The 14,154-nt window shown below is 70.4% G+C and carries 13 protein-coding genes; 6 read left to right on the forward strand and 7 right to left on the reverse strand.

Translation table 11 applies throughout. The features are described 5' to 3' along the window. Nucleotides 1-9: 9 nt before the first annotated feature. Nucleotides 10-2,349: a transglycosylase domain-containing protein gene (locus ABZ865_RS13530; RefSeq protein ID WP_361228584.1), complete on the forward strand. Its 2,340-nt coding sequence runs from the start codon at nucleotides 10-12 to the stop codon at nucleotides 2,347-2,349. 89 nt (nucleotides 2,350-2,438) lie between these two features. On the opposite strand, the gene ABZ865_RS13535 is transcribed toward ABZ865_RS13530, so the two are convergent. From ABZ865_RS13535 to ABZ865_RS13545, 3 genes are all read right to left on the reverse strand, one after another. Continuing rightward, nucleotides 2,439-4,544, reverse strand: a complete 2,106-nt coding sequence (locus tag ABZ865_RS13535; protein WP_361228587.1) for a SpoIIE family protein phosphatase — start codon at nucleotides 4,542-4,544, stop codon at nucleotides 2,439-2,441. Between the two features lie 295 nt (nucleotides 4,545-4,839). Further along, nucleotides 4,840-5,529 carry a DUF402 domain-containing protein gene (locus ABZ865_RS13540; RefSeq protein ID WP_361228590.1) on the reverse strand — a complete coding sequence of 230 codons (690 nt, stop codon included), beginning with the start codon at nucleotides 5,527-5,529 and terminating at the stop codon, nucleotides 4,840-4,842. Between the two features lie 106 nt (nucleotides 5,530-5,635). Then, nucleotides 5,636-7,021, reverse strand: a complete 1,386-nt coding sequence (locus ABZ865_RS13545) for a class II fumarate hydratase (protein ID WP_361228593.1) — start codon at nucleotides 7,019-7,021, stop codon at nucleotides 5,636-5,638. 79 nt (nucleotides 7,022-7,100) lie between these two features. Here ABZ865_RS13545 and ABZ865_RS13550 point away from each other — a divergent pair, with 79 nt between their 5' ends. After that, a complete protein-coding gene (locus ABZ865_RS13550; protein ID WP_361228596.1) occupies nucleotides 7,101-7,901 on the forward strand; it encodes a helix-turn-helix transcriptional regulator in 801 nt (266 codons plus the stop codon). Further along, the gene (locus ABZ865_RS13555; RefSeq protein ID WP_361228599.1) at nucleotides 7,894-8,115 is read left to right on the forward strand and encodes a DUF397 domain-containing protein; all 222 of its coding nucleotides are present in this window, start codon (nucleotides 7,894-7,896) and stop codon (nucleotides 8,113-8,115) included. Before ABZ865_RS13550 ends, ABZ865_RS13555 begins: the two co-directional genes overlap by 8 nt. 60 nt (nucleotides 8,116-8,175) lie before the next feature. Here the strand turns inward: ABZ865_RS13555 and ABZ865_RS13560 are convergent, their stop codons facing one another. Beyond that, complete coding sequence (locus ABZ865_RS13560) at nucleotides 8,176-9,846, reverse strand: fumarate hydratase (RefSeq protein WP_361228602.1); 1,671 nt, start codon at nucleotides 9,844-9,846, stop codon at nucleotides 8,176-8,178. Nucleotides 9,847-10,022: 176 nt separating this feature from the next. Here ABZ865_RS13560 and ABZ865_RS13565 point away from each other — a divergent pair, with 176 nt between their 5' ends. Next, nucleotides 10,023-10,760, forward strand: a complete 738-nt coding sequence (locus tag ABZ865_RS13565; protein WP_361228605.1) for a DUF1707 domain-containing protein — start codon at nucleotides 10,023-10,025, stop codon at nucleotides 10,758-10,760. Between the two features lie 140 nt (nucleotides 10,761-10,900). Further along, nucleotides 10,901-11,275 (forward strand): WhiB family transcriptional regulator, encoded by a 375-nt coding sequence (locus tag ABZ865_RS13570; RefSeq protein WP_361228607.1) that lies wholly within the window; start codon nucleotides 10,901-10,903, stop codon nucleotides 11,273-11,275. Between the two features lie 92 nt (nucleotides 11,276-11,367). Here ABZ865_RS13570 and glpX read toward each other — a convergent pair whose 3' ends face one another. Next, nucleotides 11,368-12,402 carry a class II fructose-bisphosphatase gene (glpX, locus tag ABZ865_RS13575; protein ID WP_361228610.1) on the reverse strand — a complete coding sequence of 345 codons (1,035 nt, stop codon included), beginning with the start codon at nucleotides 12,400-12,402 and terminating at the stop codon, nucleotides 11,368-11,370. A gap of 128 nt (nucleotides 12,403-12,530) precedes the next feature. Between glpX and ABZ865_RS13580 the strand changes: the two genes are divergently transcribed. Beyond that, the gene (locus ABZ865_RS13580) at nucleotides 12,531-13,055 is read left to right on the forward strand and encodes a DUF4245 domain-containing protein (RefSeq protein WP_361228613.1); all 525 of its coding nucleotides are present in this window, start codon (nucleotides 12,531-12,533) and stop codon (nucleotides 13,053-13,055) included. Nucleotides 13,056-13,136: 81 nt separating this feature from the next. On the opposite strand, the gene ABZ865_RS13585 is transcribed toward ABZ865_RS13580, so the two are convergent. Together ABZ865_RS13585 and ABZ865_RS13590 are read right to left on the reverse strand one after the other, a co-directional pair. Next, on the reverse strand, nucleotides 13,137-13,727 hold the full coding sequence (locus tag ABZ865_RS13585) for a malonic semialdehyde reductase (protein ID WP_361228616.1): 591 nt from the start codon (nucleotides 13,725-13,727) through the stop codon (nucleotides 13,137-13,139). A gap of 174 nt (nucleotides 13,728-13,901) precedes the next feature. Then, complete coding sequence (locus tag ABZ865_RS13590; protein WP_361228619.1) at nucleotides 13,902-14,144, reverse strand: exodeoxyribonuclease VII small subunit; 243 nt, start codon at nucleotides 14,142-14,144, stop codon at nucleotides 13,902-13,904. Nucleotides 14,145-14,154 lie beyond the last annotated feature (10 nt).

Raw genomic sequence — 14,154 nt, forward strand, 5'->3', positions numbered from 1 at the left:
AAGAGACCCATGGGACGAGCGGAAGAGAGACGAGCGCGGCAGCGCGGCGGCCACCGCGCGGCGCCCAGGCGACGCTCGGGGTCCCCGGCGACCGCGGCGTCCGGCAAGCCCCCCAAGGGCCGAATACGCCGGCTCTTCACCTGGAAGAAGATCCTCGGCACGTTCTTCGGCTTCTGCCTGCTGTGCATCGGCGGCTTCATCGTCCTGTACATGTCGGTCGACGTCCCAAACAAGGGCAACATCGCCGCCCAGCGCCAGAGCAACGTCTACAAGTACAGCGACGGCTCGATCCTGGCGCGCGACGGCGAGGTCAACCGCGAGATCGTCGACCTGTCGAAGGTGCCGCGGAAGGTCCAGCTGACCTTCGTCGCCGCCGAGAACAAGTCCTTCTACAGCGACCCCGGCGTCGACCTCAAGGGCACCGCCCGCGGCCTGGTCAACACGCTGTCCGGCAAGGGCAAGCAGGGCGGCTCGACGATCACCCAGCAGTACGTCAAGAACTACTACCTGAACCAGGACCAGACCGTCACCCGCAAGCTCAAGGAACTGGTCATCTCGCTCAAGGTCGAGCGGGAGAAGTCCAAGGACGAGATCCTCGCGGGCTACATCAACACCAGCTACTACGGCCGCGGCGCCTACGGCATCCAGGCCGCCGCGCAGGCCTACTACGGCGTCGACGCCCAGAGGCTCTCGGTCGCGCAGGGCGCCTACCTGGCGGCGCTGCTCCAGGCGCCGAGTCAGTACGACTGGGCGGCCGCGAGCCCCACCGGCAAGCGTCTGGTGACGGCACGCTGGAACTACGTCCTGGACAACATGGTCAAGGAGGGCTGGCTCGACCAGTCCGAGCGCCAGGGCATGAAGTTCCCCTTCCCCAAGGAGCCCAAGGGTGCCCCCGGCATGGAGGGCCAGAAGGGCTACCTGGTCTCCCTCGCCAACTCCCAGCTCGAACAGAAGCTGATGAAGGACGAGGGCCTCACCCGGTCCGAGGCGGCCGCCAAGGTCGAGGACCAGGGCTGGACCATCACCCTGAACATCGACCCGAAGAAGCAGGCGGCGCTGGAGAAGGCCGTCAAGGCCGAGCTGACCAGCAAGCTGGACCCGAAGAAGCGCAAGGTCGACGGTGACGTCCAGGCCGGCGCCGTGTCCGTCGACCCCAAGACGGGCCGGATCGTCGCCCTGTACGGCGGCACGGACTACTTCAAGCACTGGCAGAGCAACGTCACCCGCAAGGACTTCCAGCCCGCCTCGACGTTCAAGCCGGTCATCCTCGCCGCCGCGCTGGAGGACCAGGCCACCACGCAGAACGACAAGCCCATCAACGCCGACACCGTCTACGACGGCACCAACCGCCGCCCGGTCCTCGACCACGGCAGCAAGGTCGGCTTCGCCCCGCCCAACGAGGACGAACGCAGCTACGGGAAGATCACCGTCCAGAAGGCGATGAACAACTCCGTCAACTCCGTCTTCGCCCAGATGGGTGTGGACGTGGGCATGCCCAAGGTCATGGACACGGCCAAGGAACTCGGCATGGACACCGAGGGCATGCAGGCGGTGCCCGCCCAGACCCTCGGCTCGATGGGGGCCAGCCCGCTGGAGATGGCCGGCATCTACGCCACCTTCGACAACCACGGCTACAAGGTGACCCCCAGCATCGTGAAGTCGGCGGAGCAGAAGGACCACTCCGTCGAGATGCCCGACCCGATCGGCAGCCAGGTGATCAGCCGCACCGCCGCCGACACCGTCACCTCCGTGCTGACCGGCGTGGTCGACGACGGTACGGCCCGGGACTCGGTGGCGCGGAACCCGCTGCGCGACGGCCAGCAGGTGGCCGGCAAGACGGGTACCTCCGACTGCAACCGCTCGGCCTGGTTCACCGGCTACACCCCGGACCTGGTCACCTCCGTCGGACTGTTCGGCGAGGCGGCCAAGGACGGCGGCACCAGCTGCGAGGGACAGCCGATCAAGAAGTTCGCCCATGTCTCGCTCAAGGGCGCGATGGGCGGCGGCCGCGTCAACGGCGGCGGTCCGCCCGCCAAGATCTGGGCGGCCTACACCTTCGGCGTGACCGACGCGGCCAAGTTCGACCTGAACACCACCCAGGGCGCCGCCGTCGAGCCGACGGACACGCCGACGTACAGCGAGTCCCCGACCGAGACGCCGTCGCAGACGCCGACCACTGAAGCGCCGACGTCCGAGCCGCCGACCCGGACGCCGTCGCAGACGCCGACGACCACCACCCCGACCCAGACACCGCCCACGCAGACTCCGACGCAGACGCCGACCACCGGGCTGCCGACGACGGGCACCTCGCCCGAGGAACCGTTGAACCCCGACGGCCAGATTCAGTAACACGGCCCACGGTCCACACAGGGCACAGCGAAGGGCGCCCGGCACACGCCGGGCGCCCTTCGCGTCGTCACACCACCTGTCGGCGGAGGTCAGCTCCGGTTCAGCTCGAACCAGACCACCTTCCCGGTGGACAGCCGGGTCGCGCCCCAGCGCCGAGCCATCTTGTTGACCAGGTACAGACCCCGGCCGCCCTCGTCGGTGGCGCGGGCCTGGCGCAGCCGCGGCAGCTGAGGCACGTCGTCGCCGACCTCGCAGCGCAGCACGTCCGTGCGCAGCAGCCGCAGGGTCACCGGACGCTCGGCGTACCGCACCGCGTTCGTGACCACCTCGCTGACCAGCAGCTCCACCGAGTCCGTCAGGTCCTCCAGACCCCAGCGGGACAGCGCCTTCCGGGCATGCCGACGCGCCTTGCCGGGGGCCGCGTCCTCCGGCTCCAGCGTCCAGTACGCCACATCGCTCGGCGCGATCCCGTCGAAGCGGGCCGCGAGCAGCGCGATGTCGTCGTCCCGGTCGCCCGGCCCGAGCATGTCCAGCACCTCGTCGCAGAGGGCCTCCAGCGGCGGCGGATGATCGGGACCGGTCAGCTGCGCGGTCGCGGCCAGCTTCTCCCGCAACTGCTCTATGCCGGTCCACACGTCCCGCAGCCGGGACTCCACCAGGCCGTCGGTGTAGAGGAGCAGCGTCGCCCCGGCGGGCGCGTCCAGCTCGACCGCCTCGAAGTCGACACCGCCGACCCCGATCGGCGCCCCCGGCGGCACCCGCAGCACTTCGGCCCGGCCGCCCAGATGCAGCAGGACCGGCGGCGGATGACCGGCGTTGGCGATCGTGATGCGGTGCGTGACCGGGTCGTAGACCGCGTACAGGCAGGTCGCCATGCGGTCGGTGCCGAGCCGCTGCGCCTGCTCGTCCAGGTGGTGCAGCACCTCCTGCGGGGGCAGGTCGAGCCCGGCCAGGGTCTGCGCCGTCGTGCGCAGCTGGCCCATGATCGCCGCCGAGGTCATGGAGTGCCCCATGACGTCACCGACGACCAGCGCCACCCTGCTGCCCGGCAGCGGGATCGCGTCGTACCAGTCGCCGCCCACCCGCGCCGTCTCCGCGGCCGGCAGATAGCGCGAGGCCAGCCGCACCCCCGTCGGATGCGGCAGCGTCTCGGGCAGCATGGTGCGCTGCAACTCGTCGGCGATGTACGCCTCCCGGCCGTACAGCACCGCCTTGTCGATGCCGAGCGCGCTGTGCGTGGCCAGCTGCGCCGCCACCAGCAGGTCGTCCGCCTCGAACGCGAGCCGCTCCGGGCGGCGCAGGAACAGCGCCGCGCCGATCACCCGGCGCCGGCCGCGCAGCGGCGCGAGGATCGCGTGCTGCCCGCCCGGGACCAGCGACTCACCGTCCTCGCCCAGCAGTTCCGGCAGCGCGGCACGCGCGCCGGGGGTGTCGGCGAACACCGGCCGCACCCCGCGCAGCACCTCGTTGAGCGCGCCGCCCGGCCGCACCTCGCACAGCTCGGCGGTCACCGCCGACGGCCCGGAGAACGCGGCCAGGCCCGAGGGGTCCGGCTCCGGCTCCGGGAACAGCGGCGGCAGCTGGCCCTCGGCGCCCCGCTCGTCCGGTATCCGGTCGGCGCGGCGCAGCCGCAGCACCACCGGGCCGGTGGGCCGCTCGTCGCCGACCGGCAGCGGGTCGCGCAGATAGACCAGGATCGCGTCCGAGAACGTCGGCACGGTGGCCCGGCACAGCCCCATCACGATCTCGTCCAGATCGATGCCGCGGGCGATCCGCCGGGTCGCCGCGCCCACGAACCGGAGCCGGTCCCCGTCGCGGCGCATCGGCATCGGCCGCCCCGGCGGCAGACCCCGCCCGGTACGGCGCTCCTGGCCGCCCGGCGCCCGCTCCTGCTCGGCGCCCGGCTGCGGAGGAATGGCCTCCGCCGGACGCGGCCGATGGGTGCCGGACTCCGCGGTGGCCGGCTGGGAGTGCTCGGGGCCGTTGACTGGGGGCTCCTTCCCCTGGTTCTTGCCCTTGTTCCCCTTGCCGCAGGGCGCTGTCGTCCCCGGACCGGAGGGTGGGCCGTCCGCTCGCGCCTGTGCCGGTAAGGCCGAGGGGCCGAGCGGATCCGGGGTACGCAGGAGCGCCCCGCGGGTCTCCGCGGGGTCGACGCCCGGCTGGGGGCGTTCGTAGGAGGTGGGCTGCTCCGTCACGCGTGTCGAATCCATCCGTCCGGGGCTGCGCGCCCGGCGCGCAGTTGGTCCCGCCGAAATCCCGATACCCGGAATACGTGCCCCAGGAACGGAATTCCCGCGTGGTCAGAGGTTGCTCGTGTGCCGGCGGCGAAGCCCGCAGGGCCCGCCTCCGTCTTGCCCTCGTACCCCTCGCTCACGTCCTGCCGCCCCTCGGTGACGTTCGGTCAAGCCCGGCGCATGCTCCGGGAGTTACAACTCAGCGCCCTTGCGGAGGACGATCCTACGGTTGTGGTCCGGGGGCGCATCAAGGGTCTCATGAGGACATGTGCACGGGCGTACGGTCCCAGTCCTCGGGGAGTGACGGTACCGCCCAGGACGGATCCGGGCGCCAGTGCTGCCAGCCGTCCGCGAACGGCGAACCCCAGGCGCGGATCACGTCCACCGCGGCCCCGCCGGCCGCCCGCACCCGCTCGGCGGTCCCCGCGTCCATCAGCCCGTCCCGCTGGGCCTGCGCGAACTCGTCCTCGTCACGCCAGTGCCAACTGCGGTCCGGGTGCACGGAGATGTCCAGGAAGTGATCCTCGGAGTCCACACCGTGCGCCCAACGGACCAACGGCTGCTCAAGGTTGACGTACCAGTTCTTGAACCGCCAGCCCGGCTCCCAGAACAGCCACACCGACCACGGCTCGCCGGGCCGCGCCAGCTTGAGCACACCGGTGCCGAACCAGCGGTCCCGCTGCACCGTGCGCGGCTTGGTGTAGCGGGACTCCAGCGGCTCCACGTGCACGGGCGTGCCGTCGGTCAGCACGGGCTTCACGCATTCCGTGCCGGGGGCGAGCCACACCGCGAGCAGCTCCTTGTCGTCCCGGACGACAGTGACGGGCCGCGCGATGTGGACGTGATCGCCGGCGTTCTCCCGGTACCGCCACAGGATCTGGCTCCCGGGGGTCCAGTAGGTCGCAGGGCCCGCTTCCACTCGTCTCACCGCTCCGTCGTCCGTCATGGACAGATATTAGGTGGCCTAGGCATACGACGCTGCGGCGCGGGTCACGGTTGCGGGCAGGTGGCCGGAAAGATTCGCTCGCGGCTGCGAGCACGCTACGGACGCGCTACGGGCGGGTCATCCGCAGCACGTCCAGCGCCTCGTCCAGCTGTTCCAGAGTGAGGTCGCCGCGCTCCACGTAGCCGCCCTCCAGGACGACTTCGCGGATCGTCCTGCGCTCGGCGAGGGACTTCTTGGCGACCTTCGCGGCCTCCTCGTAGCCGATGTACTTGTTCAGCGGGGTCACCACGGAGGGGGACGACTCGGCGTACTCACGGGCCCGTTCACGGTCGGCCTCGATGCCGTCGACGGTCCGGTCGGCCAGCAGTCGCGACACGTTGGCGAGCAGCCGGACGGATTCGAGGATGTTCTTCGCGATGACCGGGAGCATCACGTTCAGCTCGAAGTTCCCGGAGGCGCCGGCGGTGGCGATGGTCGCGTCGTTGCCGATCACCTGGGCGGCGACCATGAGCACGGCCTCGGGGATCACCGGGTTGACCTTGCCCGGCATGATCGAGGAGCCCGGCTGGAGGTCGGGCAGCCGGATCTCGGCGAGCCCGGTGCGCGGACCGGACGCCATCCAGCGCAGATCGTTGGCGATCTTCGTCAGCCCGACCGCGATGGTCCGCAGCTGCCCGCTGGTCTCCACGATCCCGTCCCGGGCGCCCTGCGCCTCGAAGTGGTCGCGGGCCTCGGTCAGCGGCAGCCCGGTGACCCGGGCGACCTCCTCGATCACGGCGGCGGAGAACCCGGGCGGGGTGTTGATCCCGGTGCCGACGGCGGTGCCGCCGAGGGGGAGTTCGGCCAGCCGGGGGAGGGAGGCCTTCAGCCGCTCGACGCCGTACCGCACCTGGGCCGCGTACCCGCCGAACTCCTGCCCGAGGGTCACGGGCGTGGCGTCCATGAGGTGCGTACGCCCCGACTTCACGACGTCGGTGAACTCCTCGGACTTGCGCGTCAGCGAGGCGGCCAGGTGGTCGAGGGCGGGGATCAGGTCATGGGTGACGGCGGCCGTAGCGGCGATGTGGATCGAGGACGGGAAGACGTCGTTGGACGACTGGGAGGCGTTGACGTGGTCGTTCGGGTGCACGTCCCGGCCGAGCCGCTCGCTCGCCAGCGTCGCGACCACCTCGTTGGTGTTCATGTTGGACGACGTGCCGGAGCCGGTCTGGAAGACGTCGACCGGGAAGTGGTCGTCCCACCTGCCCTCGGCGACCTCTGCGGCGGCCTCCTGGATCGCGTCGGCCGTCTCCTTGTCGAGTACGCCGAGTTCGGCGTTCACCTTGGCGGCGGCGCCCTTGATCCGGGCCAGCGCCGCGATGTGGGCGCGTTCCAGTCGCTGTCCGGAGATCGGGAAGTTCTCGACGGCACGCTGCGTCTGTGCGCGCCACTTGGCGGTGGCGGGGACGCGGACCTCGCCCATGGAGTCGTGCTCGATGCGGTAGTCGCTCATGGCGGTTATAGCGATCGGGCACGCCGGGTTGTTCCCGTTCGTTACGCTGAGTGAGTGATCGACCGCAAGGGGGTACGTCGTGGGTTCTGCGTACGGTGACTGGCTCCGACAGCAGCGGGAGACGGCGGGGCTGACGCAGCAGGAGTTGGCGGAGGCGGCGATCATGTCGCGGACGCACATCGCGCACATCGAGGCGGGGAGGAGGGTGCCGTCTCAGGAGGACGCGCGGAGGCTGGACGGGGTGCTGGGTACGCGGGGCGCGCTGACCAGTTTCCGGCCGGGGAGTGAGCGGAGACCGGTTGCGGCGCATTTCGAGGCGGCGATGGCGTTGGAGCAACAGGCGTCGGTCATCCGGGAGTTCGCGCTGTCGTTCGTTCCTGGGATTCTCCAGACGGAGGCGTACGCGCATGCGGTGTTCCGGGATACGTCCTTCCCGCCGCTGGTCGGGGAGGAGCGTGCGCAAGCTGTGGCCACACGAATCGACCGGGCGCGGATCCTCGAGAACCCCCGCGCGCCGATGGTCTGGGCACTGTTCGACGAGGTCGTGTTGCGGCGGCAGATCGGCGGGCCGGAAGTGATGGCGGGTCAGCTCGAGCACCTCGGACGGCTGGTCGAGGCTGAGCGGATCCGGCTGCACATCGTGCCGATGGGGCATGGAGGCCACCCGCTGCTCGGTGGCATGGTCACCCTGATGTGGTTCGAGGATCAGCCTCCGGCCGCCTATGAGGAAGGCGCCTTCGCGGGCACGCTGCACGACGAACCGGCCCTGGTCGAGCGAATTCGGGGCGCCTACGATCTCGTGCTTGGAGATGCTCTCCCGCAGAAGGAGTCGCTGGCTCTGATGCGGTCGATCGCGAAGGAATACGGTCACCATGACTGAGCAGCACGTAATTCCCGACGCCTCCGCACTGAAGGGCTGGCGCAAGTCGTCGTACAGCGGCGGGAACGAGGGCAGCTGCCTCGAAGTGCTGGACCACCACCCCCACGGCCTCCCCGTCCGCGACTCAAAGGCCCCGCACGGCCCGGCGTTGGTGTTCGGCGCGTCGGCCTGGTCGTCGTTCGTGACCTGGGTTGTCGGCCCGTCCGGCGTTTGACGGAGAGGGGACGGGCAGGGGCGGCGGGGGCGAGAACCGTCCCCCGCCACACCGCGGGTGTCACGCCAGCCCGGGACCCCGCACCGGGATCGACGTGAACGTCGGCTGAGGCGCCGGGTCCTGGAAGAAGTCGTTGCCCTTGTCGTCCACGACGATGAACGCCGGGAAGTCCTCGACCTCGATCTTCCAGACCGCCTCCATGCCCAGCTCCTCGTACTCCAGGACCTCGACCTTCTTGATGCAGTCCTGGGCGAGACGGGCGGCGGGGCCGCCGATGGAGCCGAGGTAGAAGCCGCCGTGGGCGTCGCACGCGTCGGTGACCTGCTTCGACCGGTTGCCCTTGGCGAGCATCACCTTGGAGCCGCCCGCCGCCTGGAACTGCTCCACGTAGGAGTCCATGCGGCCGGCCGTCGTCGGACCGAAGGAGCCGGAGGCGTAGCCCTCGGGGGTCTTCGCCGGACCCGCGTAGTACACCGGGTGGTCCTTCAGGTACTGCGGCATCTCCTCGCCCGCGTCCAGCCGCTCCTTGATCTTGGCATGCGCGATGTCGCGGGCCACGACCAGCGGGCCGGTCAGCGAGAGCCGGGTCTTCACCGGGTACTTGGTCAGCTCGGCGAGGATGGTGTCCATCGGCTGGTTGAGGTCGATCTTCACCACGTCGGAGGACTCGTCCAGGTGCTCGTCGGTCGTCTCCGGCAGGAAGCGCGCCGGGTCGGTCTCCAGCTGCTCCAGGAAGACGCCCTCGGCGGTGATCTTGGCGACGGCCTGGCGGTCGGCCGAGCAGGAGACGGCGATCGCGACCGGGCAGGAGGCGCCGTGGCGGGGGAGGCGGACCACGCGGACGTCGTGGCAGAAGTACTTGCCGCCGAACTGCGCGCCGATGCCGATCTTCTGCGTCAGCTCGAAGACCTTCTCCTCCAGCTCCTTGTCCCGGAAGCCGTGACCGAGCGGCGAGCCCTCGGCGGGCAGCTCGTCCAGGTAGTGCGCGGAGGCGTACTTCGCGGTCTTCAGCGCGTATTCGGCGCTCGTACCGCCGACGACGATCGCCAGGTGGTACGGCGGGCACGCGGCCGTACCGAGCGAACGGATCTTCTCCTCCAGGAACTTCATCATGGAGGCCTCGTTCAGGACGGCCTTCGTCTCCTGGTACAGGAAGGACTTGTTGGCCGAGCCGCCGCCCTTCGCCATGAACAGGAACTTGTAGGCGCCGCCGTCCGTGGCGTACAGCTCGATCTGCGCCGGCAGGTTCGAGCCGGTGTTCTTCTCCTCCCACATCGTGAGCGGAGCCATCTGCGAGTAGCGCAGGTTGAGCTTGGTGTAGGCGTCGTAGATGCCGTGCGAGAGGTGCCTCTCGTCCTCACCTTCGGTGAGGACGTTCTGGCCGCGCTTGCCCATGACGATCGCGGTGCCGGTGTCCTGGCACATCGGGAGCACGCCGGCCGCTGCGATGTTCGCGTTCTTCAGCAGGTCCAGGGCGACGAACTTGTCGTTGGACGACGCCTCGGGGTCGTCGATGATGCGCCGCAGCTGGGCCAGGTGGGCGGGCCGCAGGTAGTGCTGGATGTCGTGGATGGCCTCCTCGGCCAGCTTGCGCAGCGCCTCCGGCTCCACCTTGAGGAACGTGCGCCCGTCCGGTCCCTCGACGGTGGACACGCCCTCCGAGGTCACCAGCCGGTAGGGGGTGGTGTCCTCTCCCTGGGGAAGCAGATCGGTGTACGCGAACTCAGGCATCTCAGCCCATTCCTCACTCTACGGACGGCGCCCGCCGACGCTGGCGGGCCTCACCAGCGTAGAACCTGCCGACGGCGCGGAACCTGTGAGGTAAGGCTCACTCGGCGCGATCATCGGACACGCGCGCCGTCCACACCCCCTAGTCGCGATCTATCGCGTTTCGGTACGCTGCTGTCGTGGACCTTCAGAAGCACGCCCAGCCCCAGGACACCGCGCCGGACACCGCGCCGCGCGTGTCCGACCTGCGCGCCTCGGACGCCGACCGTGACCGTGTCGCCGACATCCTCCGCGAGGCCCTGGCCGAGGGCCGGCTGACCGCCGAGGAGCACGCCGAGCGCGTGGAGGGGGTGCTGCACACCAAGACGGTCGGCGAGCTGGACGCCTTCATCCGCGATCTGCCCGCCGCCCACCAGCAGGCGACCGCCCCCGCCTACGCGCCGGTCCCGCCCCGCCCGGCGCCCGGCACGATCCCCGACGAGGCCGACGCCAGCGTGGTGGCCGTCTTCAGCAGCGCCATGCGCCGGGGCCGCTGGCGCGCCGGGCGCCGGCTGCACGCGTACGCGGTCTTCGGCAGCGTCGAGATCGACCTCAGCGAGGCGATCTTCGAGTACCAGCAGGTCGTGATCAAGGCCGTCTCGGTCTTCGGCGACGTCCAGATCCGCGTCCCCGAGAACGTGACGCTGCGCGGCACCGGCGGCGGTGTCCTCGGCAACTTCGAGGTCGACACCCTCGACTCGGTCGAGTCCGACGCGCCCGTGGTCTACGTCGACGGCTGGGCCGTGCTCGGCAACGTCGAGGCGCGCCCGAGGCGCGGCAAGCGCGTGGCGGACATCCTGGAGCGGGTCCACGAGCGGGTGCAGGAGCGGGTCCAGGAGAAGCTCGACAAGAAGCTGCGCAAACACCTGGACCGCTGACGGCCGGTGGACCGCCGACGGGGGGCGTGAACGCGCCATCTGCACGCCCGCGGTTGGAAACGCTGTGCATAGGCGCGCGTACAGCGGGTAGGGCTTGCTGCATCGTCTCTCGCTCGCGAAGCCGTCGTCAGGAGTAGACCGTGCTGCAACCGCCGATCTCGTCCTTGCAGGTAGCTGCCGTTCCGGCCCAGCGGGTGCCAGCACGCGACAGGGACCAGGACACACCGTGGCACACCGACGCGGTGTGCCGGCGAGACGAGGCCGGCCTCTTCTTCGCCCCGTCGAAGGAGCCCACCGCCGCCCGGCTCTCCCGTGAGGAGGCGGCCAAGCGCGTCTGCGCCCGCTGCCCCGTCATGGTCGAGTGTCGCGAACACGCCCTCCTCCAGCCCGAGCCCTACGGCGTCTGGGGCGGCCTCACCGCGGCCGAACGCCGCGTGGTCCTGGCGAGGCGCCGCCGGCGCGAGGTCGAGCTGAAGAAGACGGCGAGGGCAGCGGCGAACCGCATGGCGGGCTGAGGCAGGCCGTAGACACGACGATGGGCGCCCTCTCCGCACAGAGGGCGCCCATTGCCATGCGGCAGGCCAGGTGTTGCCTGGCCCGTCGGTTGTTACTTGGCCCGGTCGAAGTCGATCGCGCTGTAGGCCCGGAGCTTGCTCAGCCGGTGCTCGGAGTCGATCCTCCGCACGGTCCCGGACTTGGACCGCATCACGATGGAGTCGGTCGTCGCCGTCTCGGACCGGTACCGCACGCCGCGCAGCAGCTCACCGTCGGTGATGCCGGTGGCGACGAAGAACACGTTCTCGCCCTTCACCAGGTCCTCGGTCGTCAGCACCCGGTCGAGATCGTGCCCGGCGTCGATCGCCCGGGCCCGCTCCTCGTCGTCCTTCGGCCACAGCTTGCCCTGGATGGTGCCGCCCAGGCACTTCACGGCACAGGCCGAGATGATGCCCTCGGGCGTGCCGCCGATGCCGAGCAGCAGGTCGACGCCGGTGCCCTCGCGCAGCGCGTAGATCGAGCCGGCGACGTCACCGTCGGAGATCAGCTTGATCCGGGCGCCGGCCTCCCGGACCTCCTTGATCAGGCCCTCGTGCCGCGGCCGGTCGAGGATGACGACGGTGACGCCCTCCGGCGTGGACTTCTTCGCCTTGGCGATCCGGCGGATGTTCACGGCCACGGGCGCGTCGATGTCGACGAAGTCGGCCGCCTCCGGGCCGGTGACCAGCTTGTCCATGTAGAACACGGCGGACGGGTCGAACATGGCGCCGCGCTCGGCGGCCGCGAGGACGGCGATCGCGTTGGGCATGCCCTTGGCGGTCAGCGTGGTGCCGTCGATCGGGTCGACGGCGATGTCGACCTCGGGCCCGGTGCCGTCGCCCACCCGCTCCCCGTTGAAGAGCATCGGGGCCTCGTCCTTCTCGCCCTCGCCGATGACGACGACGCCGTTCATCGACACGGTGGAGACGAGGGTCCGCATGGCGCGCACCGCGGCGCCGTCGGCGCCGTTCTTGTCACCGCGCCCGACCCAGCGGCCCGCGGCCATCGCCGCGGCTTCGGTGACCCGGACGAGCTCCAGGGCGAGGTTCCGGTCGGGAGCCTCGGAGGGTACGTCGAGCTCGGACGGCAGGTGGTGATTTTCGGTCATCGGAGCGCACCTTTCTGATACGACGACGGCCGGATGAGGGTGTTGAACTCCGACTCTATCGTTAGGCAGACAAAATGAGCAGGGGACCCCACGGATGAGCGCTCCGGGCACCTGCGACGATAGGGGGCGTGGCAGGTACGTACGGCAAGCAGAAGACGGTCCGGGACATGATCCTCTCCCTGGCCGTGATCGGAATCGCGGCGGCGGTCATCTACGTCTTCGTCCCGCACGACGATCACGCTCCCGACATCAAGAGGGTCGACTACCGGGTCGAGCTGCTCACGGCACGGCGTGCGGCGAGCTACCCGGTGGCGGCACCCGAGGGACTGCCGAGTACCTGGAAGGCGACCTCCGTACGCTTCCAGGGCGACGAGGGCGACCGCTGGCACCTCGGGTTCCAGGACCCCGACGGCCAGTACGTGCAGATCGAGCAGTCCACCGAGAAGCGCGCCGACGTCATCGACCAGGCCAGCCAGGGCGGCTCGGCGACGAAGCGGACCGAGCGGATCGACGGCCGTACCTGGACCCGCTACACGGGTGGCCGCTACGACGCCCTCGTCCTGGAGGACACCCCCGGCTCCACCACGGTGGTCGCGGGCACCGCGTCCTTCGACCGGCTGACGAAGATGGCGACGGCGCTGCAGTTGAAGTGAGCGCTCGGCGCACGAGACATGAGAAGAGGCCCCCGGCACTGCCGGGGGCCTCTTCTCGTGGGGGTGTGGGGGCGCGGGGGCTCAGACGGTCGTGACGACGTCGTCGAAGGCCAGGCGCGGCGAGCGCGGGTACCAGGCGTCCGGGCCCGGCTTGCCGATGTTGACGACCATCAGCGGGGTGTGGTCGTCGTCCAGGAACTCCTTGCGGACGCCCTCGAAGTCGAAGCCGGTCATCGGGCCGGCGGCCAGGCCGGCTGCGCGGACGCCGACGATGAAGTAGGCGGCCTGCAGGGCGGCGTTCATCGCGGCGGAGCCCTCGCGGGCCGGGCGCTCGGCGAAGAAGACGTCCTTGGCCTGCGGGAAGGCCGGGAACAGGGCGGGCAGCTCCTCGTGGAACTCGTTGTCCGCGGAGAGGATCGCGACGAGCGGGGCGGTGGCGGTCTTGGCCTGGTTGCCCTCGGCCATGTGCTGCACCAGGCGCTCGCGGGCCTCGGAAGAGCGGACCAGCGTGATGCGCAGCGGGGTCTGGTTGAAGGCGGTGGGGCCGTACTTGACCAGGTCGTAGATCGCCTGGACCTGCTCGTCGGTCACCGGCTCGTCGGTGAAGGCGTTCGCGGTGCGGGCCTCGCGGAACAGCAGGTCCTGGGCGGCGGGGTCAAGAACGAGAGACATGCGTGACTTCCTCGGGGTGCGCGTCCGGCCCGTGACGGACAGGGCCGGCTGACGGTGACGAACCTACGCGAGGTATGTTCAACCTTCAACAAAAACCGGGGTGTGGTGAGCCGCTTCACAGCGCAGATCCGCTGGACGGTGCTGATTGATCCACCGCATCGCCCCACGCGCTGCCTACTCGCCCTCCCCCTCGGCCTGCGCGGCCTCCTCCGCCTCCTCCTCGGCCAGCGCCGCGTCCAGGCGGGCCCGCGCCCCCTCCAGCCAGCGCCGGCACACCTTGGCCAGCTCCTCGCCGCGCTCCCACAGCGCCAGGGACTCCTCCAGCGTCGTACCGCCGGCCTCCAGCCGCCGTACGACCTCGATCAACTCGTCCCGCGCCTGCTCGTACGAGAGCGCCTCATCCACCTTGCTGGTCATCCACCCACCC

The sequence above is a fragment of the Streptomyces sp. NPDC047085 genome (assembly GCF_040643735.1).
GTDB lineage: Bacteria > Actinomycetota > Actinomycetes > Streptomycetales > Streptomycetaceae > Streptomyces.

Bases quoted from the DNA above. Each gene is read 5' to 3' on its own strand.
- ABZ865_RS13585 (WP_361228616.1), bottom strand. From the start codon at position 13,727: ATGTCTCTCGTTCTTGACCCCGCCGCCCAGGACCTGCTGTTCCGCGAG.
- ABZ865_RS13530 (WP_361228584.1), top strand. From the start codon at position 10: ATGGGACGAGCGGAAGAGAGACGAGCGCGGCAGCGCGGCGGCCACCGC.
- ABZ865_RS13540 (WP_361228590.1), bottom strand. From the start codon at position 5,529: ATGACGGACGACGGAGCGGTGAGACGAGTGGAAGCGGGCCCTGCGACC.
- glpX (WP_361228610.1), bottom strand. From the start codon at position 12,402: ATGACCGAAAATCACCACCTGCCGTCCGAGCTCGACGTACCCTCCGAG.
- ABZ865_RS13555 (WP_361228599.1), top strand. From the start codon at position 7,894: ATGACTGAGCAGCACGTAATTCCCGACGCCTCCGCACTGAAGGGCTGG.
- ABZ865_RS13590 (WP_361228619.1), bottom strand. From the start codon at position 14,144: ATGACCAGCAAGGTGGATGAGGCGCTCTCGTACGAGCAGGCGCGGGAC.
- ABZ865_RS13545 (WP_361228593.1), bottom strand. From the start codon at position 7,021: ATGAGCGACTACCGCATCGAGCACGACTCCATGGGCGAGGTCCGCGTC.
- ABZ865_RS13560 (WP_361228602.1), bottom strand. From the start codon at position 9,846: ATGCCTGAGTTCGCGTACACCGATCTGCTTCCCCAGGGAGAGGACACC.